The organism is Pseudoflavonifractor sp. (assembly GCF_050943825.1).
Lineage (GTDB): Bacteria > Bacillota > Clostridia > Oscillospirales > Oscillospiraceae > Pseudoflavonifractor.
This window is the reverse complement of record NZ_JBMNPX010000004.1, coordinates 232,982-255,784: the sequence shown is the minus strand read 5'-3', so window position 1 is coordinate 255,784 and position 22,803 is coordinate 232,982. Positions and strand designations below refer to the sequence as shown.

At 61.6% G+C, this 22,803-nt stretch carries 18 protein-coding genes and 1 rRNA gene; 12 read left to right on the top strand and 7 right to left on the bottom strand.

What is annotated here, in order from left to right; genetic code table 11:
- Window positions 1–86: ribosomal RNA gene (gene rrf / locus ACOX7T_RS06450) — 5S ribosomal RNA — on the top strand; the annotation flags it as partial.
- A gap of 347 nt (window positions 87–433) precedes the next feature.
- On the opposite strand, the gene ACOX7T_RS06445 is transcribed toward rrf, so the two are convergent.
- Entirely contained in the window at window positions 434–760 is a 327-nt protein-coding gene (locus ACOX7T_RS06445; RefSeq protein WP_433441004.1) for a helix-turn-helix domain-containing protein, read from the bottom strand.
- Window positions 761–932: 172 nt separating this feature from the next.
- Between ACOX7T_RS06445 and ACOX7T_RS06440 the strand changes: the two genes are divergently transcribed.
- The 4 genes from ACOX7T_RS06440 (at window position 933) to ACOX7T_RS06425 (ending at window position 6,326) form a co-directional block, all read left to right on the top strand.
- On the top strand, window positions 933–3,959 hold the full coding sequence (locus ACOX7T_RS06440) for an S-layer homology domain-containing protein (protein ID WP_433441002.1): 3,027 nt from the start codon (window positions 933–935) through the stop codon (window positions 3,957–3,959).
- 119 nt (window positions 3,960–4,078) lie between these two features.
- A complete protein-coding gene (sfsA, locus tag ACOX7T_RS06435) occupies window positions 4,079–4,804 on the top strand; it encodes a DNA/RNA nuclease SfsA (protein WP_433441000.1) in 726 nt (241 codons plus the stop codon).
- Between the two features lie 181 nt (window positions 4,805–4,985).
- A complete protein-coding gene (locus ACOX7T_RS06430) occupies window positions 4,986–5,699 on the top strand; it encodes a GNAT family N-acetyltransferase (RefSeq protein ID WP_433440998.1) in 714 nt (237 codons plus the stop codon).
- A 36-nt stretch (window positions 5,700–5,735) separates the two neighbouring features.
- The gene (locus ACOX7T_RS06425; RefSeq protein WP_433440996.1) at window positions 5,736–6,326 is read left to right on the top strand and encodes an SGNH/GDSL hydrolase family protein; all 591 of its coding nucleotides are present in this window, start codon (window positions 5,736–5,738) and stop codon (window positions 6,324–6,326) included.
- Between the two features lies 1 nt (window position 6,327).
- Here ACOX7T_RS06425 and ACOX7T_RS06420 read toward each other — a convergent pair whose 3' ends face one another.
- Window positions 6,328–6,726 (bottom strand): DUF2752 domain-containing protein, encoded by a 399-nt coding sequence (locus ACOX7T_RS06420; protein WP_433440994.1) that lies wholly within the window; start codon window positions 6,724–6,726, stop codon window positions 6,328–6,330.
- Complete coding sequence (locus ACOX7T_RS06415) at window positions 6,716–7,069, bottom strand: DUF4234 domain-containing protein (protein ID WP_433440992.1); 354 nt, start codon at window positions 7,067–7,069, stop codon at window positions 6,716–6,718. Before ACOX7T_RS06415 ends, ACOX7T_RS06420 begins: the two co-directional genes overlap by 11 nt.
- Window positions 7,070–7,166: 97 nt before the next feature.
- Here ACOX7T_RS06415 and ACOX7T_RS06410 point away from each other — a divergent pair, with 97 nt between their 5' ends.
- Window positions 7,167–8,174: an asparaginase gene (locus ACOX7T_RS06410; protein WP_433440990.1), complete on the top strand. Its 1,008-nt coding sequence runs from the start codon at window positions 7,167–7,169 to the stop codon at window positions 8,172–8,174.
- Window positions 8,175–8,234: 60 nt separating this feature from the next.
- Here ACOX7T_RS06410 and recR read toward each other — a convergent pair whose 3' ends face one another.
- The 3 genes from recR to ilvA all read right to left on the bottom strand — a co-directional run bounded on the left by recR (window position 8,235) and on the right by ilvA (window position 10,981).
- On the bottom strand, window positions 8,235–8,837 hold the full coding sequence (gene recR / locus ACOX7T_RS06405) for a recombination mediator RecR (RefSeq protein ID WP_277216532.1): 603 nt from the start codon (window positions 8,835–8,837) through the stop codon (window positions 8,235–8,237).
- 25 nt (window positions 8,838–8,862) lie between these two features.
- On the bottom strand, window positions 8,863–9,519 hold the full coding sequence (gene rpe, locus ACOX7T_RS06400; RefSeq protein ID WP_433440988.1) for a ribulose-phosphate 3-epimerase: 657 nt from the start codon (window positions 9,517–9,519) through the stop codon (window positions 8,863–8,865).
- A 241-nt stretch (window positions 9,520–9,760) separates the two neighbouring features.
- The gene (gene ilvA, locus ACOX7T_RS06395) at window positions 9,761–10,981 is read right to left on the bottom strand and encodes a threonine ammonia-lyase (RefSeq protein WP_433440986.1); all 1,221 of its coding nucleotides are present in this window, start codon (window positions 10,979–10,981) and stop codon (window positions 9,761–9,763) included.
- A 199-nt stretch (window positions 10,982–11,180) separates the two neighbouring features.
- On the opposite strand from ilvA, the gene ACOX7T_RS06390 reads away from it, so the two are divergent.
- The 4 genes from ACOX7T_RS06390 (at window position 11,181) to ACOX7T_RS06375 (ending at window position 20,934) form a co-directional block, all read left to right on the top strand.
- Entirely contained in the window at window positions 11,181–11,909 is a 729-nt protein-coding gene (locus ACOX7T_RS06390; protein ID WP_433440984.1) for a 5-bromo-4-chloroindolyl phosphate hydrolysis family protein, read from the top strand.
- A 22-nt stretch (window positions 11,910–11,931) separates the two neighbouring features.
- Window positions 11,932–13,140, top strand: a complete 1,209-nt coding sequence (locus ACOX7T_RS06385; protein WP_433440981.1) for a toxic anion resistance protein — start codon at window positions 11,932–11,934, stop codon at window positions 13,138–13,140.
- A 374-nt stretch (window positions 13,141–13,514) separates the two neighbouring features.
- Window positions 13,515–14,603, top strand: coding sequence for a TPM domain-containing protein (locus ACOX7T_RS06380; protein ID WP_433440979.1), 1,089 nt, complete (start codon window positions 13,515–13,517; stop codon window positions 14,601–14,603).
- A 274-nt stretch (window positions 14,604–14,877) separates the two neighbouring features.
- The gene (locus ACOX7T_RS06375; RefSeq protein WP_433440977.1) at window positions 14,878–20,934 is read left to right on the top strand and encodes a choice-of-anchor I family protein; all 6,057 of its coding nucleotides are present in this window, start codon (window positions 14,878–14,880) and stop codon (window positions 20,932–20,934) included.
- A 74-nt stretch (window positions 20,935–21,008) separates the two neighbouring features.
- Here ACOX7T_RS06375 and ACOX7T_RS06370 read toward each other — a convergent pair whose 3' ends face one another.
- Window positions 21,009–21,221: a hypothetical protein gene (locus tag ACOX7T_RS06370; RefSeq protein ID WP_433440975.1), complete on the bottom strand. Its 213-nt coding sequence runs from the start codon at window positions 21,219–21,221 to the stop codon at window positions 21,009–21,011.
- Between the two features lie 129 nt (window positions 21,222–21,350).
- Between ACOX7T_RS06370 and ACOX7T_RS06365 the strand changes: the two genes are divergently transcribed.
- Window positions 21,351–21,875: a gamma carbonic anhydrase family protein gene (locus tag ACOX7T_RS06365; protein WP_433440973.1), complete on the top strand. Its 525-nt coding sequence runs from the start codon at window positions 21,351–21,353 to the stop codon at window positions 21,873–21,875.
- Window positions 21,872–22,720, top strand: coding sequence for a hypothetical protein (locus ACOX7T_RS06360; protein ID WP_433440971.1), 849 nt, complete (start codon window positions 21,872–21,874; stop codon window positions 22,718–22,720). The genes ACOX7T_RS06365 and ACOX7T_RS06360 overlap by 4 nt, the downstream gene beginning before the upstream one ends.
- Window positions 22,721–22,803: the final 83 nt, after the last annotated feature.

Genomic DNA, 22,803 nt, shown 5'->3' with positions numbered 1-22,803 from the left:
GTTCCCATCCCGAACACGGCAGTTAAGCTCACCTGCGCCGAAAATACTTGGCTGGAGACGGCCTGGGAAGATAGGTAACGCCAACACAAGCGTGAAGCGGCAGACTTATGTCTGCCGCTTCTTTTTTCGTTTGTGCAGTCAGGAATATCTGCAATAAAGTAACAGAAAACATATATAATAGCAGATAAAATGAAAAATATTACCGCTTGAAATTACAAAGAAATTTGTTATACTGGTGACCGCTGAATAAGCCCTGCTGCAGTTTCCCGCAGCAGGGCATAAAAGTAAGCCTAAATATATGTTCAGCAACTACGGTATGCAATGCACTCAAGGGAAACGGTGTTGCCGCTCCGAAAAAAGAGAGCGGAGCTGCAAACAGATAAGATTCGGAAAGTACTGCGTTAGGCGGGGTTGATAGAAGAGAAATATGGCGTCAGGGCTGACGAAGTTCACCGGGACAGGCCTTCTGATTTTTGCGGGGATATGGGGTGCGAACCTCTGTCAGCCCAAGAAGATAATCGACGCTGGTCTGATAAAGTGCAGCCAGCTGGATTAGAAGCTCGGGCGTGATGGAATTGGTTCCGTTTTCATAAGCGGAATAGGTTCTGCGGTTAAGATAAAGCATATCTGCCACCTGCTGCTGTGTCCAGTCTCGGTCTTCTCGCAGAGCACGGATAGCGGGAAAAATCACGAAAATCACCTCGCAGATAGTATAGTTGACAAAAACAGCGGCATAAAGTTTTGGCAGTATTTCTGCCATACGGTAACAAAGTGCGTTCAAGAATCGTTATAAGAGTGTACAGAAGTAGTAAACAGAAAAAATGTTCGAAGGAGTTTGTACCCTGACTTGAAAAAAGAAAGGGTGATGCTCCGCAATCTGCAGAAGAAGCAGCAGATTGAAACAGCTTGTTCAGAACAGGAGGAATGTGTATATGAACGGAAAAAAGGGATTATCCCTGGTATTGTCCGGAGCCATGATGGCGTCTATGCTGTCGCTTCCGGCGATGGCTGCAAACCAGACTGCACCTGATTTCCCTGATGCGGCAAACAGCTGGGCCAGCGAGTCCATTGATCGGTGGGGCGCCGCGGGCGTTGTCAACGGCGACGAAAACGGAGACTTCAACCCCACCTCTTCTCTCACCCGCGCCGAACTGGCACAGATCTTTGTGAACATGTTTGGCCTGACCGAGAAGGCTCCCAATACCTACGCCGACCTGCGGGGCGACGAGTGGTACGCTGACGCCATTCTCAAGTGCACCGCTGCCGGCATCATGCAGGGCGATGGCGTTAATGCCAACCCCATGGCACTGATCAGCCGTCAGGAGACCATGGTGATGTTCGGCCGCGCCATGGGCGTTGTCCCTGAGGAGAATCCCGACCTGAGCAACTTTACTGACGGAAGCTCCGTAGCGGACTGGGCCGCAGGCTACATTGCACCGCTGGCCGAGATGGGTATTATCTCCGGCAGCGGCGACGGCAGCGTCCAGCCCAGCGTCAACATCGACCGGGCCTCCACCATGGCTCTGCTGGACAAGGCCATCACCGTCTACGTGAATGAGCCCGGTGAGTACACGGTGGACAATGCCGATGGTTTTGTGGTTGTCAACACCGACGGCGAGGTGAAGATTTCCGGTACCACTGCCGGTGTGGTGGTGACTGCGGGCAGTGAAACCGGCACGGTGAGCCTCAGCGGCGTAACTGCTGACACCGTGAAGGTTGACGGCACTGCCGCCGTGGCCCTGGAGAACGGCAGCAAGGTGGAAACCGTCACCGTCAATGCCACTTCCGCTGTGACGGTTGCCACCGGCGTGAAGGTTGACACCATGGCCATCAATGATGATGCCGACGTGACCAACGCTGGTACCATCACCAAGCTGGAGGCCAATACCGCCGCCGACGTGAAGAACACCGGCACCATTACCACTCTGGATGCCAACGCCGCCGTCCGCGTGGACAACAGCGGTACCATCAGCAAGGCTGTGATTGAGGCCGATGGCGTCATTCTGGATGGCAAGAAGCCCACCACCGTGGATGTGGCTGACGGCGTGAAGAACCCCACCGACAGCAAGGGCAATGAGATCAAGGACAACACCAACAGCGGCGGCGGAGATTACTATCCCCCCACCACTGAGACTGTCGGCGGCATCGTGGGCGTGAATCCCGTGGACCAGAGCGCAGATGACCCCATCACTGAGATGCCCACCATCACCGCCAGCGCCTATAAGACCCTGGCTACCGGCATCATTACCATCGACCTGTCCAGCAGCGACGTGGTGCCTCTGCATGAGAACGCCCAGCACAAAGAGGGCACTTGGGTTGGCTTTGCCATCAAGGCGCCCGAGGGCGTGACCAGCGCCAACTATTCCTTCGGTACTGCGCCCAGTGATACCGCTTCCAGCTCCGTGGAGCTGACCACTGGTGACCCTAACGTGGGCGGCGGCGCTGAGGGTGAGTACTACTTTGTGGCCTTCGTGAACGCCACTGCCGTTACCCCCAAGACCTACCTGACCATTGACTGGGATGGCGCTGGCGACGCGTATGCTCCCCAGAAGTACGAGATTAACCTCTCCGGCGTTAAGACCAGCACCAAGACGCTGACCGGAGTGTACACCTCCCTGAATGAGCTGCCCGAGAATGTGCAGTCCAGCGAGACCGGCCTGGCCTTTGATGGCAGCACCGCTCTGGTGTCCAACGGCGGCAGCGGCACCCTGACCCAGGAGCAGGTCAAGGGCATGGGCGGCGGCGGTGAGTACACCGTCTACTACGCCGTGCCTCAGGAGGGCCTGAGCTTTGACAAGATTATCCGCACCGTCAACGGCAAGGAGACTACTTGGAATATTTCCAGCGAGACTGGCGCTGAGGAAGGCGCTGGCTGGTGGACCAAGGATGAAGAGACTACCGGCAACTATTACTTCAAGTGGGGCGCTGTGTTTGCGCAGAAGAACGCCCAGGGCATCTGGGAGATGACCGACGGCGGCAAGTATGAGTACACGCTCCGCTTTGTGGATGCAAATGAGAACGTGGTGGCTACCTACTCCTTCACCGTGGACCTGAGCGGCTATACCATCAGCAAGCCTGAGACTGTGACCGATGTGAAGGTCCAGACCAACGGCTGGGTGGATGGCAGCAGCGCCACCATTGCCCGTGATGAGGCCCACGAGCTGGACCTGAGCGAGAAGGTCTCCCTGAGCCAGGCTGAGGTGACCAGCCGCAACGGCGAGCTGGTGGAGTACATCGGCGTACCTACTGAGAAGCTGGGCGAGGCCGACACTGTGGTGCGCACCGTCTCCCGCCCCGGCGTGGATACCCTGGGCACTGCCACCATGACCTTTGAGGAGCTGCAGGGCGACAGCCGCATGGGCACCCTCAACGAGGCTGATGGCTACACCTATTTCAAGTTCGGTACCACCTTTGCCGAGAAGAAGGATGGTGTCTGGACCGTGAAGGGCACCGGCGACTACACCGAGACCCTGACCTTCCTCAAGGACGGCGTGGCCGTTGCCTCCTGCAGCTACACCATCAAGGCGGGCAATATCAGCATCTCCAACCAGGTTGAGGGTGCCATTACTGACGTTACTGCTCCTGAGTGGAGCGCTGAGACCCCCAACAAGGAAAATGTCAATGAGATGATGAATGCCCTGTGGGCGGAGGGCCCCACCGAGGTTCAGGGCATCTCCGTCAGCCAGGTGTTCTCCTGGTCCGGCAGCACCCTGACCATCAACAAGGACAACGTGACCGAGGGCATCCTGAACTGGATTACCACCCAGTGGGGCGGCACCAGTGTGCCCGTGGCCATTACCCTTAGCGGAGAGTATAAGGGAACCACCGACGCCAACTGGAGTGGCGCCGTGCTGGTCTGGGTGGACCTGAAGACCGTCGAGAGCGGCCCCATGACTGTAGAGCTGAGCAACGGCGGCGTCACCACCCTGAACGTGGCGGTTACCTCCTCTGCCGGCTAAGCACCTTTTCTCTCAAGAGCGCTGGGCATTTGCTCGGCGCTCTTTTTATATTCCCGGTACAATCGGCCTTTTCTAACCCGGAGGAGCTGTGGTATGATATCCCGGAAGGAAGTGAGACCATGCACTACGACCACATCAGCCGGGGGACTTTTCTGGCCCGGCCCAACCGGTTTATCGCTCATGTGGCCCTGGAAGGGCAGGAGAAAACCAGAGATTTTGTAATATGTCATGTAAAAAATACGGGACGTTGTCGGGAACTGTTGATTCCTGGAGCTACCGTTTACTTGGAGAAGAGCGGCAACCCGGCCCGCAAGACTGCCTATGACCTCATCGCGGTGGAAAAGGGCAGTGCGGAGGGAGGCTGTGGGACCCTGATTAACATGGACGCTCAGGCCCCAAACCAGGTGTTTGCCCAGTGGGCCCGGTCGGGGGCCTTCCGGCCCGGGCTGACTCTGCTCCAGGGAGAGAAAACTTGGGGGAATTCCAGATTCGATTTTTACTATGAGTATTCGAATAACGGAGAAATTTGCCGTGGATTTGTGGAGGTAAAGGGGGTCACCCTGGAGCGGGACGGGGCGGTCTATTTCCCGGACGCCCCCACGGAGCGGGGCGTGAAGCACCTGGAGGAGCTGATGGCCTGCAAGGCAGCCGGGTACGAGGCGGCGGTGTGCTTTGTCATCCAGATGGAGCGGGCGGACTTCTTTTCACCCAACGACCTGACCCATCCCGCCTTTGGCGACGCGCTCCGCCGTGCACAGGCGGCCGGGGTGGAGGTGCTGGCCCACACCTGCCATGTGACGCCGGACAGCCTGACCATGGCGGGTCCGGCAGAGGTCCGGTTATAAGAGAGAATTATACCGGACAGGCTGCTGTTTTTGGTGATATAAGTGTGAATTGTCCGGCAGAAATGGACTAGGAAAGCACAAGATTATGAAAAATGCAACAGCGGTACGGACTTGCACAGTCCGTACCGCTGTTGTATAATAAAAATTCATCCAATACAAAACATAGATGGAGGAAAAGGCCATGCAGCCTGAGCTGGAGATTATCACAAAAGAAATTCCGGCCAAGGGAAAGGGATATATGAGAATCCTCCGGTGCTGGCCCGACCAGGTGGACGGCCTGATCCGGCAGGGAGCCAGGAGCCTGCTGCAGCAGGGGGCCACCGAGATATATGCCGCCTCCCTGGACCCTGCGGCGCCGCTGGCGGAGGGCAGCGGGGACGGCTACCGTCTGGAGTTCCGCCACGATATGCTCCGCCTGGAGCGCCCCCTGGACAGGACCTGCCCTGTGCCGGAGGGAAAGCTGACCCTGGAGCCCCTGAGCCGGGAGAAGGTGGGCCAGTGGCTGACGCTGTACAATGAGTGCTTCTTCGACGTGCCCAACTCCGCTACCTACGGCCGCAACGATCTGGAGCGGGTGCAGGAGGAGGGAAGCCGGTGCGGTCTGGCGCTGCTGGACGGCGTCCCGGTGGGAGTCTATGAGCTGGACTTCCAGGAGGCAGAGCCGGAGATTGCGGGCATCGGCCTGTGCAAGGACTTCCGGGGCAAGGGCCTGGGCCGGGAGCTGCTGCGCTCTGTTACGGCGCTTCTGGCAGCTGAGGGCTTTGAACGCACCTGGCTGAAGGTTTCCACCGCCAATATCCAGGCCTATCCCCTCTACCAGTCAGACGGCTTTGTCCAGACCCGTCTGATTTCCCACTGGTATCAGGTGATCTCCGAGGGAGATCTGCTGGCCTGACGGGCAGAGAGACGCAGAGAGAAAAAGGGTGAGTGTGTGAATCGGACCATTGTGGCCCTGGGGGACGGGAACACCCGTTACTTCCTGGGAGATGAGGGGAAATGCGGCCCTCTGGAGCAGGCATGGCCTGCCCAGATGGAGGCCATTCTGGCCGCACTGGGGGCCAAGACCGTGGTGCGGAATGAGGGCGTGCCCGGTGAGACGGCGGCCGATGCCAGAGAAACATTTGCCGCCCGGAGCGCGGGGGCAAAGCTGTGTGTTCTGGGCTTCGGCATGGAGGACATCCGCCGCCCCGAGCGGACCATGGCAGCTTACCTGGCCGAGATGGAGGACATGTTCCGCCAGGCCAGAGAGCAGGGCGTGCGGCTCATTGTGCTGGGGATTCCCTGGTTTGACAAGAATTACGCGGGCGAGCTGGTCCAGACCCGGCTGCCCAAGTGGAACGCGGGGCTGAGCCGCCTGTGTGAGGAAGCGGGAATCCCATTTGTGGACCTGTACCGGGCCCTGGGGGACAACCCGGACCGGTGGTACGGCGAGCGGGAGCTGCCGCGCCACAATCTGTCCGCGGCAGGCGAGCGGAAGGTGGCCGAGCTGGTGCTGCCCCTCGTGCTGCGTATGCTGCGGTAAATCAGGAGAGCAGCAGCGGAACCAGGTTCCGGGCGGCGCCCCAGAGCAGCAGGACGGCAATCGTACCCCAGACCAGGGCGGATTCCCCTCTGCTGAGGGCGGACCGCCCGGTTTTTACGTATCGCAGCCCCAGCCGCACCAGCAGCGCCGCCAGAACGGGCAGCAGGAGCAGCAGCACCGGGTTGGCCGCCCAGGCGGCGGCAAAGTCCAGCCTCAGCAGGGCCAGACACATCCGCGTGACGCCGCAGCCGGGACAGAGCAGGCCCGTGACAGCATGGATAGGGCAGGGAATGGAGCGGCCGCTCAGCCGCACAAAAACAGCATAGGCGAGCCCGATCCCCAGGATCAGGCCCGCCCGCAGAAGCAGCCGTTTCAGACGATGCTTTGCCTCAGAAGTCATTGCCGTTGAAGGTGTACTTGTTCAGCTCGCTCTGGATGAGGGCGAAGGTGACGATGCTCAGGCCAAAGAGGGAGAGAACCAGATAGACAATGGCCAGGCTGCCGGTGGGAACACCCCGCTGGGCACGGGCCATATCCAGCTTCTCACCCATCTTGTAGGCCCAGTAGATGCTGTAAATGCCGCAGGTGATCAGGGAGAACACCAGGGCCATACCGCCGCTGGTGTTGCCCATGCCGGTGACCTCAGTGGAGTCATCGGTGAGGCAGACCATCCAGTAGAGGCCGTAGATGCCGCAGGTGATGATGGTAAGGACAATGCAGAGGGGAACGCTGCGCTGATGCATAAGGCTTCCTCCGTTCCGGTTGTTTTCTTGCCTTTCAGTATAGAGGATGCCGGTAAAAAATGCAATTAAGAAATCCTTAAAAGAGGGATAGGGATTTATGAAAAAAATTTTGCTTCTCACCACCGGAGGCACCATTGCCTCCCGACCCACAGCGGAGGGCCTGGCCCCCGGGCTGGACGGCGGCGGTATGACCGCGCGGCTGTACGGCCTGACGGACAATTACGACCTCACCATCCGGGACCTGCTGAGCATGGACTCCTCCAACATCCAGCCGGAGGAGTGGCAGGTCATCGCCCGGGCGGTGTACGAGAGCAGAGGAGATTTTGACGGCATCGTCATCACCCACGGCACCGACACCATGGCCTATACCGCCTCGGTGCTATCCTTTATGCTCCGGGGCATTGAGATTCCCGTGGTGCTTACCGGCTCCCAGCTGCCCATTGAGCACCCCCTCACCGACGGACTGGAGAACCTGCGCACCGCCTTTGCCATGGTGGCGGGCGGCGTTGGGGGCGTGTTTGTGGCCTTTGACCGGAAGGTGATTCTGGGCTGTCGGGCGGTCAAGACCCGCACCACCGGCTTTGATGCCTTTGAGAGCGTCAACTGGCCCTTTGCCGCCCGGATCAGCGCGGCGGGACTGATTCTCCAGCCGGAGGCACTGCCGGCGGCGGGCGGAGAACCCTGTGTCCTGCGGGACGCCCTGTGCCGGGACGTGTTCCTCATCAAGCTGACCCCGGGCCTGAACCCGGAGATTTTTGATATGCTCCTGTCCATGCACTACCGCGGCGTGGTTATCGAGGCCTTCGGGGCCGGTGGTCTCCACTTCATCCGCCGGGACCTGATCGCCAAGCTCCACGCCGCCGTCCAGGCGGGCATGGCGGTGGTGGTGTGCTCCCAGTGCCTCTATGAGCGCAGCGACTTTTCCCTGTACCAGGCGGGGCAGAAGGCACTGGCCGAGGGGGTCATCCAGGGCTACGACATGACCACCGAGGCCGCCGTCACCAAGCTCATGTGGTCCCTGGGCCAGACAGACGACCCGGAGCAGGTGCGTGCCCTTTTCGCCCGCAGCCTCTGCGGCGAGGTGACCGTGGACAAGGGAATCTGAAAGAAGCAATAAAAGAGGCGGCCGCGGTTATCAACCGCGGCCGCCTCTTTTGTGGAAAAATTACATCTCCCGCCTACCCTCCAGGGCACGCATCAGGGTGGCGTCGTCGGCAAACTCCAGGTGGCTGCCCACCGGGATGCCGTAGGCCAGGCGGGTGACCTTCACCTGGAAGGGCTTCAGGAGACGGGAGAGGTACATGGCAGTGGCCTCGCCCTCGGTGTCCGGGTTGGTGGCCATGATGACCTCTTTCACCTCGCCGCTGCCCACCCGCTCTACCAGGGACTTGATATGCAGGTCGTCAGGCCCCACGTGGTTCATGGGGGAGATGACCCCGTGGAGCACGTGGTAGAGGCCGTTGTACTCCCGGCTGCGCTCCATGGCGATGACGTCCTTGGGGTCGGCCACCACGCACACCGTGGACCGGTCCCGCTTGGGGCTCTGGCAGATGGCGCAGGGACCCTCGCCCTCGGTCAGGTTCTGGCACACGGGGCAGAAGGAGATGGCCCGCTTGGCGTCGGTGATGGCCTGAGCGAAGGCAGCGGCGTCCTCGTCGGGCAGGGAGAGCATATAGAAGGCCAGCCGCTGGGCGCTCTTGTGGCCGATACCGGGCAGCTTGTGGAACTGCTCCACCAGCTTCTCCAGGGCGGGGGGAAAGTACTGCATGGAAAATCCTCCAGAATGTCAGAAATCAGACGCCGGCGGAGCGCAGAGCCTCCACGGCGGCGGCGGGGTCGGGCTTGCCGAACACGGCGGAGCCGGCCACCAGCACGTTGGCGCCCGCCTTCAGCACCAGCGGAGCGGTGGCGGGGTCAATGCCGCCGTCCACCTCCAGGTCACAGTCGGGGCAGTACTGGTTGATGTAGCCCCGGATGGCCTCAATTTTGGGCAGCATGTCGGACATAAAGGCCTGGCCGCCGAAGCCGGGCTCCACCGTCATCACCAAAATCAGGTCCAGGTCCCGCTTCAGATAGGGGATCACCGCCTCAGCGCCGGTGATGGGGCGCAGGACAATGCCCTTCTTCACGCCGTTGGCCTCCATCTTGTCCAGAGCCCGGTGGATGGCGGGGGGCAGGTCGGCCTCCAGATGGACGGAGAGCAGGTCGGCGCCCGCCTTGGCGAAGGCGTCAATGTAGCGCTCCGGCTTCTCAATCATCAGGTGTACGTCCAGAAACTTGTCGGTGCAGGCGCGCAGGGACTTGACCACCGGCACACCGATGGAGATGTTGGGGACAAACATGCCGTCCATCACGTCCACGTGGAGCCAGTCGGCGTTGGGGACCCGCTCAATGTCCCGCTGAAGATTGGCAAAATCCGCTGAGAGCAGCGAGGGCGCAATTTTAATCATACTTAAACCTCCGCTTTAACAGAAATTGAAAAATTTCCTGTATGATACATTCAGCGCGGCAGACACCCGCGCCGCACCGGGGGCCGGTCCGGCACATAGGATGGCACAGCGGAATCGCTCCCGGCCGGCGGCGGATTTCCCCCGCTCTGCTCCCACAGCCCGGCGGCCCGGCCGGGAGAACAACCGCTTTCAGATAGCCGTCCGGCGGGCAGCGCCCGCCGGGCGGCAGCAGGATTAGGGGTTAGTCATAGAAGTCGCCGGTGTTGACCTCACGGGCGTCGTACCCGGCGGCCCGCATGGCGGTGAGGATGCTCCGCTTGTGGGTGTGGCCGAAGGCCTCCAGGGTCACCCGCAGCTCCACGCCGCTCTGGCGGTTGATGTTGACGAACTGGTTGTGCTCCAGCTTGATGATGTTGCCGTTCTCACGGGAGACAATCTCGGCCACCCGCAGCAGCTCACCGGGACGGTCGGGCAGCTGGACGGAGAAGGTGAACACACGGCCGCGGTTGATAAGGCCGTGCTGCACCAGGCTGGCCACGGTGATCACGTCCATGTTGCCGCCGGAGAGCACGCTGACCACATTCTTGCCCTTGCAGTCCAGGTGGCTGAGGGCGGCGATGGGCAGCAGACCCGCGTTCTCCACGATCATCTTGTGCTTCTCGATCATGTCCAGGAAGGCGTCCACCAGCTCGGCGTCGTCAATGGTGATGATGTCGTCAATATTCTGCTGGATATAGGGGAAAATGAGATCGCCCGGGGTTTTCACGGCCACGCCGTCGGCGATGGTCTCCACGTGATCCAGAGTGACGATGTGGCCCGCCTCCACGCTGGCCTTCATGGACGCGGCGCCGGTGGGCTCCACGCCGATGACCTTCACGTTGGGGTTGAGCAGCTTGGCCAGGGTGGACACGCCCGCCGCCAGACCGCCGCCGCCGATGGGCACTAGAATCACGTCCACATCGGGCAGGCTCTGGAAAATCTCATAGGCGATGGTGCCCTGGCCGGTGGCAACCGCCAGGTCGTTGAAGGGGGGCACATAGGTCAGACCCCGCTCCTCCACCAGCTTCTGGGCCAGAGCGGCGGCGTCGTCAAAGGTCTCGCCGTGGAGCACAACCTCAGCGCCGTAGTCCTTGGTGTTGTTCACCTTCACCAGGGGCGTGGTGGTGGGCATGACGATGGTGGCCTTCACACCGGCGGCCTGGGCCGCATAGGCCACGCCCTGGGCGTGGTTGCCCGCCGAGGCGGTGACCAGACCCTTGGCCTTCTCCTCCTCGGACAGGGTGGACAGCTTGAAGTAGGCGCCGCGGATCTTGTACGCGCCGGTGACCTGCATGTTTTCCGGCTTCAGGTACACGTTGTTGCCGGTGGCCTTGGACAGGGCCTTGCTGGGGACAAGCCCCGTGTTGGTGATGACGCCCGAGAGAACGCTGCGGGCGGCCTTGAAATCTTCCAATGTCATCATGGTGAAAACCCCTTTACTGGGGATCGGCCGGTCTGGTCATCCCTGCTGAATATAGATAACCATTATTTTAATGAATTTAAGTGCTAAAGTCAACGTGTTCTTGACACCCCCAAATAGGGAGGGTACACTAAACTAGTACCGGAATACCCACCGGCCGCCAGGCCGGGCAACGCCCTGTTTTCAGGGTATGGAGGAAGCTATGACAAAAAAAGTAAAGCGTTCTGTGGCGCCCTTTTATCTGGTGGCCGCTCTGTGGCTGGTATGGGCGCTGATCCTGCCGCTCTATCGTCCCCTGGATTACATCATGGCCGCGGTGGCGTCGGTTATCGTCTTTATTGTAGGCAAGGCCATCTGGCCCGACAAGGCGTATCAGATTGCCGACCCGGAAGGGGAGAAGAAGGAACCGGAGAAGAAGGAGCCGCCCAAAGCGGAGAAGGCCCAGAGCGAGCCTCAGCCCAAAAAAGAGGAGAAAAAGTCCACCGGCGACCCGGAGCTGGACAATCTGCTCAAGCAGCGGGACATGGCCCTTTCTGAGATGCGCCGCCTCAACGACTCCATTGAGGACGAGAAGCTCTCCGCCCAGATTGACCACCTGGAGGCCACCACCAAAAAGATCTTTGACCTGGTGGCGGAGAAGCCCGCCAAGAAGAGTCAGATTACCCGATTCATGAACTACTACCTGCCCACCACCCTCAAGCTGCTCAACGCCTACGACCGGATGGACGCCGCCGGGGTATCGGGCACCAATATTGACGGCACCATGGGCCGGATTGAACAGATTATGGACACCGTGGTGTCCGCCTTTGACCGCCAGCTGGACGCCCTTTTCGGGGACGAGGCGCTGGACATTTCCACAGATATTACCGTGCTGGAAAATCTGCTGGCCCAGGAGGGGCTCAGCGGGGACCAGATGACGGCCCAGTCATAAAGAAGGAAAGGATGAAATCTCCATGACCGACAAAATTGACATGACCCCCGAGCTGACCCTGGATCCCACCGGTGCGGCCCAGGCCGCCCAGGCGGAGACTGTGCTCCGCACGCCCGAGGCTCCCACCCTGACCCTGGAGCCCACTCTGGGTGCCGAGGAGACCGCCGCCGCTCAGGCCCAGCGGGACGCCAACGCGGTGAAGATTGACGAGAGCATGCTCACCGAGGCCGAGCGGAAGATGGTGGAGGATTTCTCCCAGAAGATCGACATCACCGACTCCAACGTGGTCCTTCAGTACGGCGCTGCCGCCCAGAAGAATGTGGCCTCCTTCTCGGAGAACACCCTCAACTCGGTGCGCACCAAGGACCTGGGCGAGGTGGGCGAGGCCCTCAGCTCCCTGGTGGTCCAGCTCAAGGGCTTTGATGTGGAAGAGAAGAAGGGCATCCTGGGCTTCTTCCAGCGCAAGCGCAACGAGCTGGAGGAGATGAAGGTGGCCTACTCCAAGGCTGAGACCAACGTGGACAAGATTGTCCAGATTCTGGAGGGCCACCAGGTCACTCTGATGAAGGACATCGCCATGCTGGACCAGATGTACGACCTGAACACCAAGTACTACAAGGAACTGACGATGTACATCATCGCCGGCAAGAAGAAGCTGCAGGCGGTCCGCACCGGCGAGCTGGAGGAGCTGCGCAAGAAGGCCGCCGCCACCGGCGCCCAGGAGGACGCCCAGGCCTACAACGACCTGGCCAACATGTGCAACCGCTTTGAGAAGAAGATCCACGACCTGGAACTCACCCGTATGATCTCCATCCAGATGGGCCCCCAGACCCGGCTCATCCAGAACAACGACACCCTGATGCTGGAGAAGATCCAGTCCTCCCTGGTGAACACCATCCCCCTGTGGAAGAGCCAGATGGTGCTGGCCCTGGGTCTGGAGCACTCCCGTCAGGCCACCGCCGCCCAGAGCGCGGTGACCAATATGACCAATCAGCTGCTCCAGAAGAACGCGGACATGCTGAAGATGGGCACCATCGAGACCGCCAAGGAGGCCGAGCGCTCCGTGGTGGACATCCAGACCCTCCAGCACACCAACCAGCAGCTCATCTCCACCCTGGACGAGGTCATGAAGATCCAGCAGGAGGGCGCTCAAAAGCGCCGCGAGGCCGAGGTGGAGCTGGGCCGCATCGAAGGCGAACTCAAGCAGAAGCTGCTGGAGCTGCGGGGCTGAGCAATGACCGGAAAACCGGAATAAAGCTCCGCGCCGAGTGGCGCGTCCCAAGCGTTTCGGCCCGGAAAATCGGGCCGAAACCTTGATGCCGGGCGGATTCACTCCGCCCGAGCAGATAAAGAAAATGGGGTCCCCGCAGAGCGCGGACGCTCTGTGGGGCGGGCGAGCTCAAGCAGAAGCTGCTGGAGCTGCGGGGCTGAGCAATGACCGGAAAACCGGAATAAAGCTCCGCGCCGAGTGGCGCGTCCCAAGCGTTTCGGCCCGAAATTTGGGCCGAAACCTTGATACCGGGCGGATTCACTCCGCCCGAGCAGATAAAGGAATCGGGGTCCCCGCAGAGCGCAGGGCGCTCTGTGGGGCAGCGGAGGAATATCATGAAGATTTTTCAGAAAACCGGCGTGGCAGTACTGGTAATGTGCATCGCCATCGCGGCGGCTGTGGGTATCGGCGTGTGGCGCCAGCCCGCGGCAGCAGTGGGCAGCCAGACCGGGTCCCTGGACACAGGGCTGGACACCGCCTATTACGCCAAATTTGTAGACGACGGCGCGGATCTGCTCTCGGGCAGCGCCGAGGAGACCATCGCCCTCTACAACGCCAACTGGGATAACCGGTACAACAGTGTGGTGGGCGTGGTGACCATGGAGTCCGTGCCCTCCGACGTGCAGACTCTGGACGACTTTGCCAATTACTCCTACCAGCTGGGCGCCGACCTGGGTGTGGGCGAAAACGACGCGGTGCTGGTGATTTCGGTGGCGGATGAGGGCTACTATCTGGCCACCGGCGACAATTTCGCCACCATGCTGCCCGACAGCAAGGTAGATTCCTTCATGCAGGAGTACCTGGGCGGGGACTTCAGCGCCGGCAAGTATGAGGCGGGTATCCTCAGTATGTACAGCGGCCTCAACGACCTCTACTACACCAATTTCGGCGCAGGCAACGACGCCCTGCCCGATACCTCCTATGAGACCGGCTATTATTACAGTTACAGCTACGGCTGGGTGTTCTGGCTGGTGGTTGGGCTGATTGTGCTGGTGGTCATCCTCAGCGCGGTGGACCGCTCCCGGTACAATGTCTACCGCAGCCGGTACTACGGCATGGCCACGCCGCCCTATATGTTCCGGCCCATCCTCTTCTGGCACCGGCCGGGCTCCTACTGGTACCGGCGGCACTGGCACCAGCCTCCTCCCCCGCCTCCCAGAGGCCCCAGAGGTCCGGGCGGACCCGGCCGTCCCGGCGGCGGTAACCCGGGCGGCTTCGGCGGCGTGGGCAACCGTGGGCCCAGAGGCGGCGGCACCTTCGGCGGCCGTCCCTCCGGCAGCGGCAGATCCGGCGGCGTTGGCGGCGGCGGTACCTTCCGGAGCGGCGGCTTCGGCGGTTCCCGCGGCGGAGGCAGCTTTGGCGGAAGCCGCGGCGGGTTTGGCGGCGGCTCCCGTGGCGGCGGCTCCTTCGGCGGACGCCGTTAAGCGCCAAATACAGACAACAGAGCGTCCCCTGTGCAGGCATTGTGCCCGCACAGGGGACGCTTTTTCTTCCTTGCCCCATTACATAAGCTTTACATAACTTTCACGGAAACTGCGTGGAACAACCAAAAACACGGTGCTAAACTTTCTCCTGCACAGAGCGGCGGCTTTTTCTGAAAGCCGTCCGGTTTTGCTGTCCGTGCCGGGTTCATGATGCCGCAGCGAAAATTGTGGGCCCGGAATGGCAAAGCTCAATTGCAACAGAAGGAGAATCCAGATGAACTTGTGTGTGAAGCGAATTGGCTCCATGGCTCTGGCGCTGCTGCTGGCGGCCCAGACACTGGGAACCGTGCCGGCATCCGCTGCGGATGCGGCGGACGAGACCGGGGAACAGCCCCGGGTAGTGGCTGACTGGAAATTTGACCAGGCCCACACCAGCGGCAGCATTGCCGACGGCGACCTGATCATCGAGGACCAGAGCGGCAATAACAACGATCTGCAGATGCATACCTACGGCCAGGGAAACTGGGAGGACTACCTCTCCTTCTCTGACGACAGCATGACCGGCGAAGGCGGCAGCATGGTCTTTGACGGCGACAACAGCTCCAAGACCGGCGCCGACTTTGTCACAGTGGAGGACGCGGCCATCAACAGCGAGACGTTCACCGACGGCTACACCATGGAGTTCCTCTACTACTTCCCTGAGGACTGGACCACGTCCGACTCCTGGATGGCCCTTATCGCCCGGCAGACCGACGACCCGAATGGAATCAACGGCATGGACGAGCCTGAGCTGGGCACCATGTCCGCGGCCATCTCCAACTGCAAGGAGATTCAGTTTGTCACCTCTCCCGCGGCGGATGACCACACCATGACCTCCGCCGCCTGGTCCGTGTCCATGGACGAGGGCGGCGTGTGGTACCACATCGCCATTGTCTCCGACGGCCACGAGATTGCCACCTATGTCAACGGCTGCGAGGCCTTCCGGGACTATGTGTCCGACGAGATGGTGGGCATGTACGCCGACCCGGAGGACGGCCGTTTCCGCGTGGGCTCCTCCTGGTGGCAGGAGGGGGACCAGACCCTGGATAAATTCCTCCAGGGCAGCCTGCAGGAGATCCGCATCTCCGGCGAGGCCCTGGAAAAGGAGCAGTGGCTTGTCCCCAATCCCGAGGATTATGTGGAAAACTTCGGCAGCAACGACACCTACACCCTGCGCAATGAGGACAACTACAACATTGTCCTGATTCCCGACACCCAGAACACCGTGGAATTCCGCCCCGACGTGATGGATGCCGCCATTGACGGCCTCATCGACAGTGCCGACGAGCTGAACGTGGCCGGCGTCATCCACCTGGGCGACGTGGTGGACGACAGCGGCGATGACACCCAGTACGTCAACGCCCGGGACGCCTTCTACCGCATGCCTGATGCAGGCATCAAATTCCTGGTTCAGATGGGCAACCACGACGGCTGGACCAGCGGCACCCACAACTACTACAACAGCTTCTCCGGCAAGAGCACCGCCTGGACCCGCCGTACCAGCTGGTATCTGACCCAGTCCCCCAACGGCGACGGCAACAGCTCCTACATGTTCCTGCAGGCGGGCAGCTACAATTACCTGGTGATCTCCCTGTCCAGCACCGGCGGCGGCAACACCGGCTGGAACAGCGAGGATGAGGCCTGGCTCCGCTCCGTGCTGGAGGAGTACCCCAACTGCCCCACCATCGTCACCACCCACGACCTGCAGAACTGCTCCGACACCGAGCCCAGCGCCATCAAGCTCAGCAGCCAGGGCAGCAAGCTGTGGGACATTGTCAAGAACTATGACCAGGTCTTTATGCTGGTGGGCGGCCACAGCCACGGCTCCGGCGTGGAGGAGCTGACCAACAGCAACGGCAAGCAGGTCATCTCCATCCTCACCGACTTGCAGTTTGCCTACAACGGCGGCAACGGCTGGTTCCGCTACCTGGAGTTTGATGAGAGCGCCGACAAGATCTACTACTCCATCTACTCCCCCTACGCCGCCTCTCTGGACGAGAGCGAGAAGACCTTCTTTGACGTCAACTTCCTCACCGGTCCGGGCAACGAGGGCGAGATCAGCATTGACTTTGACGAGCGCTTTGCCGGCATGGCCCGTGAGGAGCAGGCCACCCAGACCGAGGGCCAGTGGATGACCGGCGAGTACCACACCCACACCGGCCAGTCCAAGGACGCCACCTCCGCCTTCATGTCCCTGACCAACGTGCTGGCCGCCGCCTTCCGCAACGAGGACGTGCTCCAGGATGAGGCCAACAGCGCCGCCCGGTTTGACAACATCCAGTACGGCGACGCCTTTGACTTCCTGGGCCTGGCCGACCACCTGCGCCAGTCCTACAACGGCGTGGACGGCCAGGGCAACGGCAAGTACAACACCGCCTTCTATGTGGCGGTGCAGACCCAGATCCGGGAGCTGGAGAAGCTGCAGGTGAAGGGTGAATACACCGACAAGCTGCTCAACACCGGCTTTGAGTGGGATATGCCCGGTCTGGACCACGCCAGCGTGGGCATTCTGGACGAGAACGGGGAGGCCTCTGTCTCCGGCATCCACGCCTTTGAGTGGCTGTACGCCAGCCAGGGCTCCGGCGACGATCCCACCAGCCTCTTTACTCTGGACGAAAAGAGCGACGACATGGACGAGCAGGCGGTCTACGGCGACCGCCAGCACGACGGACAGGCGGAGACCGCCTATGAGGCTGTGGCCTGGCTGGAGGAGAACTACCCCGGCAGCTACGCCCTGCCCAACCACCCCTCCCGCCACAACGGCGGCAGCGGCGAGGTGACCATTGAGAACCTGCGCCGCCTCAACGACGCCGCCCCCAGCGTGGTCTTTGGCTTTGAGGGCATGCCCGGCAACCAGATGTCCGGCAGCGGCCGCTGTGAGCTGCCCGCCGGCGCCATCCGTAACGGCGCCGACGAGATGATCGCCGTTACCGGCGGCGTGTGGGACGCCCTGCTGTCCGAGGGACGCGCGTTCTACAACTTCGCAAACTCCGACTTCCACTTCAAGGTCAGCGCCGACGAGCAGTACTCCAGCGGCTACTGGGCCAGCGAGTACTCCGCCAACCAGGTGTGGGTGGAGCCCGGCGACGACGGGCAGTTCACCTTCTCCGACGTGGTGGAGGGCATGCGCTCCGGCAACGCCTATTCTGTGTACGGCAACCTGATCTCCGACCTGAGCTTCACCGTCTCCGCCGCTGACGGCAGCTCCGCCACCATGGGCGGCGAGCTGGACGTCATGGAGGGCGACCAGCTCACCGTCACCGTCCGCTTCAAGGCGGGCAACACCAACAACTATGAGACCCTCTTCAGCACCGATACCGGCATCGACGTGGACAACACCCCCGAGCTGGACCACGTGGACCTGATCATGGGCCATGTGACCGGCAAGGTGGATGAGACCCGGTACAGCAGCACCGACAACACCGACGCCAAGATCGTCAAGACCTTCAGCAAGGAGGAGCTGGCCCAGGCTCTGGGTGAGGACGGCTACTACACCCTCACCTTCCCCATGGAGGCGGACAGCGACCTGTACTTCCGCCTGCGCGGCACCACCGTGTCCAAGGTGGACGAGAACGGCGACCCCCTGTCTGACGCCGACTACTCCGGCGTCAGCGACAACCACACCCGCTTTGACAGCATCAACGACTCCAACTACGCCAGCCTCTGCTTCTACGCCAACCCCATCTGGGTGAACGTGGAGGAGGCCCAGACTGAGGGCGTGGAGAACGGCTCCGCCGACCTGGACGTGACCAAGATCGCCGGTTACAGCGCCGGGCAGTTCGACGTGGACGGCGGCGTCATGGAGATTGTGGCCTACAACAGCGTCAACGGCTATGCCTACGCCGTCAACGGCAAGAGCGGCCTGCTGGCCGTTATCCCCATGGGTGAGCTGGAGGACACCGGCGTGGTGACTGCCCTCACCGGCACCAGCTTTGACGTGAAGGCCGCCGTGGAGGCTGCGGACGATTCCTTCTCCTACGGCGACATGACCTCCGTGGCCGTCTCTCCCGACGGAACCACCCTGGCCACCGCCCTCCAGGCAGAGGGCTATGCCGATGCCGGCCGCGTGGCCCTGTTCACCTGCAATGCCGACGGCTCCCTGACCTTCCAGAAGCTGGTCACCGTGGGCGTGCAGCCCGATATGGTCACCTTCGCCGACAACAACACCGTCCTCACCGCCGACGAGGGCGAGCCCCGTGAGGGCTACGGCGAGGGAGTCACCGACCCCAAGGGCTCCGTCAGCGTGGTGGACGTGACCGAAGGCACCGCTACTGTGGTGGACTTCACCGCCTTTGACGAGCAGCGGGACGCTCTGGTCTCCGAGGGCATTGTCCTGAAGAAGGACACCGCTCCCTCCGTGGACCTGGAGCCCGAGTACATCGCCGTGTCCGGCGGCAAGGCTTATGTGACCCTCCAGGAGAACAACGCCATCGCCGTGCTGGACATCGCCTCCAAGACCTTCACCGGCATCTACTCCGCCGGACTTGAGGATTACAGCACCACCCCCGTGGACATCGACAAGAAGGACGAGGCCTACAACCCAAAGACCTACGAGAGCCTGCTGGGCATCCGCATGCCCGACGGCATCGCCGCCTTTGAGCGCAACGGCAAGACCTACCTGCTCACCGCCAATGAGGGCGACAGCCGTGAGTGGGGCGACTACCTCAACGAGGACGAGCGTAACTTCAAGGATGGCAAGGATACCTCTCCCACCGGTGCCATCACCGCGGAGAATTCCGGACTCACCGGCAAGGTGGTCTTCTTCCTCACCGAGGACTATGACGGCCTGAACGCCGAAAAGGACTACCTCTTCGGCGGCCGCTCCTTCACCCTCTATGAGGTGACCGACACCGGCATTGAGGAGGTCTTCACCAGCGGCGACGACTTCGAGTCCCTCACCTCCAAGTACTTCCCCGACTACTTCAACGCCTCCAACGACAACGCCGTGGTGGACGACCGCTCCGGCAAAAAGGGCCCCGAGGCCGAGAGCGTCACCGTGGGCACTGTGGACGGCAGAATCTACGCCTTTGTGGCCCTGGAGCGCACCGGCGGCGTGATGGTCTACGACGTGACCGACCCCGCCAACGTCTCCTACGTCAACTACATCAACTCCCGCGACTTCTCCTCCACCGTCCACGGATCCGAGCAGTATAAGGACGGCGAGCTGGACAAGTGGGTCACCGGCGGCGACGTGGCCCCCGAGGGCTTTGCTTTTGTGCCCGCCGCCAGCAGCCCCACTGGTGAGGCCCTGCTGCTGACCGCCTGCGAGGTGTCCGGCACCGTGGCGGTCTATGAACTGAAGCCGGAAGAGGCTCAGGTGCCCTCCGGCGGCGGCTCCTCCTCCGGCAGCAAGACGGAGACCACCACCAATCCCGACGGCTCCGTCACCACCACGGTCACCAAGCCGGACGGCTCCAAGACCGAGACCACCAAGGCCCCCAACGGCGCCTCCTCCGTGGTGAACACCAGCAAGGACGGCCAGGTGGAGGCACAGGTGGAGCTGCCCGCCGACGTGGTGAGTGCCGCCGCTGAGCAGGACGAGACCGTGGCCCTGCCCATGCCCGGCCTGACCGCCGCCGCCGACAGCGAGAACGCCCCCACCGTCACCGTGGACCTGCCCGAGGGCACCACCGCCAAGGTGGAAATCCCGGTGGAGAATGTGACAGCCGGCACCGTGGCGGTGCTGGTGAAGGCGGACGGCACCGAGACCGTCATCAAGAACAGCATCACCACCGAGAACGGCGTGGCCGTGGCCCTGTCTGACGGCGACACCGTGAAGATTGTGGACAACACCAAGACCTTTGCCGACGTGCCCGCGGGCTACTGGGGCGCCGACGCCATCGCCTTTGCCGCCAGCCGCGAGCTGTTCAACGGCACCGGCGAGAACACCTTTGACCCTGCCGGGGACATGACCCGCGCCATGATCCTCACCGTTCTGGCCCGCTATGACGGCCAGGACACCACCGGCGGCAGCACCTGGTATGAGCAGGGTGCCCAGTGGGCGGTGGAGAACGGCGTGTCCGACGGCACCAACCTGGACAGCACCGTCTCCCGTGAGCAGCTGGTCACCATGCTGTGGCGCTACGCCGGCAGCCCCACGGCGGAAGCCGGGCTGGACAGCTACGCTGACAGCGCTGCGGTCAGCGACTGGAGCGTGCAGGCCATGGCCTGGGCTGTGGAGAACGGCCTGATCACCGGCACCGGTGCAGGCGCGCTTAATCCCCAGGGCACCGCCACCCGTGCGGAGGTGGCCGCCATTCTGGCCCGCTTTGTGGAAAACGTCAGCTTCTGATTCCGCTTTTAAATGAAACGGGAGAGGCTTCTCTGTACAGAGAAGCCTCTCCCGTCTCTATTCCGCCGGGGAACTCAGAGCCGCTGGAGCTCCTGAAGGGTGTCACGAATCACCTGCTTGGGGATGTACGCCCCTGCAAACGAGATGAGCTGCTCCAGGGTGACAGTCCTGGAGGCCCCCAGCAGGGGATGCTTCATCACCATGGGAAAGCGGCGCTGGAACACCGCCCGGGACTTGGGATTGTCCAGCAGCTCACCCACGGTGATTTTGTTGTGCTTCAAATCCAAACCGGTTCACCTCCACCCATATTGTATGCGGGACAGCGGAAGGAGAAGCACAGAAAGAGAATCCCCTTGCGCGCCGGGCCGTTGTCACATATAATAATACTTTAAGCAATCATTTCGGGAGATGATGACATGATTGTCGGGTGGGAAGGAAAAGAACCCCGGCTGGACCCCACGGTGCGCATGGCGGAGAACGCCTCCGCGGTGGGCGACGTGACCGCTGAGGCAGGGGTCAGCCTGTGGTACGGCGCGGTGGTGCGGGGAGACGTGAGTCCCATCCGCATCGGCCGGGACACCAACATCCAGGACAACGCGGTCATCCACGGGGACCACGGCGTGCCCACGGAGCTGGGGAACCAGGTGTCGGTGGGCCACAGCGCCGTGCTCCACAGCTGCCGGGTAGAGGATGGCTGCGTCATCGGCATGGGGGCTGTGGTGCTGAAGGGCTGTGTCATCGGGGCGGAGTCCATGGTGGCGGCGGGCGCAGTGGTGGCCGGTGGGGCTATCATTCCGCCGGGCAGCCTGGTGGTGGGCGTCCCCGGCCGGGTGAAGCGGACCCTGACGCCGGAGGAACGGCATAAGCTGCGAGACAATGCGGCGGAGTATCTCCGCCTGGCGGCACAGCTGCCGCAAGTGGAAAAAAGGAGCCAAGCATGAGAAGAAAAAAGCGAACCGATGAGGCCGGAAAGTACCACAAGACCCTGCGGGAGCAGATTCAGGAGAACCGGGCCCTGGCGGCAGTATACATTGTGCTGCGGGCTCTGGTGGTCCTGATGATGGTGGCCCAGTTCTTCAACGGGAACTTTGAAAACGTGTTCCTGTGTGTGCTCACACTGGTTCTGTTCATGATTCCCAGCTTTATTGAGCGGACCATAAAAATCGACGTGCCCGACACGCTGGAGGTCATTATCCTCCTGTTTATCTTTGCCGCGGAGATTTTGGGCGAGATACGGGCATATTACATCCAATATCCCTGCTGGGACACCATGCTCCACACACTCAACGGCTTTCTCTGTGCGGCTATCGGATTCTCACTGGTGGATATCCTCAACCGCAGCGACCGCTTTACCTTCTCGCTGTCTCCGGTCTATCTGGCCGTGGTGGCCTTCTGTTTCTCCATGACGGTGGGTGTGCTCTGGGAGTTTTTTGAGTGGGCCATGGACAGCTTTTTCCATCTGGATATGCAGAAGGACACGGTGGTAAACGCCATCGGGACCGTCATGCTGGACCCCACAGGGGGCAATGTTCCCCAGCACATCAAGGGTATCACCGACGTGATTGTGGTCACAGCGGACGGTACCCAGCGCTCTCTGGGTCTGGGCGGCTATCTGGACATCGGCCTCAACGACACCATGAAGGACCTGTTCGTCAACTTTATCGGCGCGGTCGTGTTCTCTATTATCGGCTTTTTCTATGTAAAAAGCCGGGGCAAGGGACGGTTTGCCCGGCGGTTCATCCCCCGGCTGGTGAAGGAGAGCGGAGAGAAAAAGACGGAGGAATAACGCGCATATTTTCCCCGGGAGAGAAGATACTAAAGGCAGCCGGGTGTTCCGGCCATCCATTCTCTCTCTCAAGGAGGATTACG

Excerpts from the sequence above, each read along its gene's own strand:
- ACOX7T_RS06415 (WP_433440992.1), bottom strand. The coding sequence starts at position 7,069 with ATGCATCAGCGCAGCGTTCCCCTCTGCATTGTCCTTACCATCATCACC.
- ilvA (WP_433440986.1), bottom strand. The coding sequence starts at position 10,981 with ATGATGACATTGGAAGATTTCAAGGCCGCCCGCAGCGTTCTCTCGGGC.
- ACOX7T_RS06390 (WP_433440984.1), top strand. The coding sequence starts at position 11,181 with ATGACAAAAAAAGTAAAGCGTTCTGTGGCGCCCTTTTATCTGGTGGCC.
- ACOX7T_RS06385 (WP_433440981.1), top strand. The coding sequence starts at position 11,932 with ATGACCGACAAAATTGACATGACCCCCGAGCTGACCCTGGATCCCACC.
- sfsA (WP_433441000.1), top strand. The coding sequence starts at position 4,079 with ATGCACTACGACCACATCAGCCGGGGGACTTTTCTGGCCCGGCCCAAC.
- ACOX7T_RS06380 (WP_433440979.1), top strand. The coding sequence starts at position 13,515 with ATGAAGATTTTTCAGAAAACCGGCGTGGCAGTACTGGTAATGTGCATC.
- ACOX7T_RS06420 (WP_433440994.1), bottom strand. The coding sequence starts at position 6,726 with ATGACTTCTGAGGCAAAGCATCGTCTGAAACGGCTGCTTCTGCGGGCG.
- ACOX7T_RS06445 (WP_433441004.1), bottom strand. The coding sequence starts at position 760 with ATGGCAGAAATACTGCCAAAACTTTATGCCGCTGTTTTTGTCAACTAT.
- ACOX7T_RS06440 (WP_433441002.1), top strand. The coding sequence starts at position 933 with ATGAACGGAAAAAAGGGATTATCCCTGGTATTGTCCGGAGCCATGATG.
- ACOX7T_RS06375 (WP_433440977.1), top strand. The coding sequence starts at position 14,878 with ATGAACTTGTGTGTGAAGCGAATTGGCTCCATGGCTCTGGCGCTGCTG.
- ACOX7T_RS06410 (WP_433440990.1), top strand. The coding sequence starts at position 7,167 with ATGAAAAAAATTTTGCTTCTCACCACCGGAGGCACCATTGCCTCCCGA.
- rpe (WP_433440988.1), bottom strand. The coding sequence starts at position 9,519 with ATGATTAAAATTGCGCCCTCGCTGCTCTCAGCGGATTTTGCCAATCTT.
- ACOX7T_RS06360 (WP_433440971.1), top strand. The coding sequence starts at position 21,872 with ATGAGAAGAAAAAAGCGAACCGATGAGGCCGGAAAGTACCACAAGACC.
- ACOX7T_RS06365 (WP_433440973.1), top strand. The coding sequence starts at position 21,351 with ATGATTGTCGGGTGGGAAGGAAAAGAACCCCGGCTGGACCCCACGGTG.
- recR (WP_277216532.1), bottom strand. The coding sequence starts at position 8,837 with ATGCAGTACTTTCCCCCCGCCCTGGAGAAGCTGGTGGAGCAGTTCCAC.
- ACOX7T_RS06430 (WP_433440998.1), top strand. The coding sequence starts at position 4,986 with ATGCAGCCTGAGCTGGAGATTATCACAAAAGAAATTCCGGCCAAGGGA.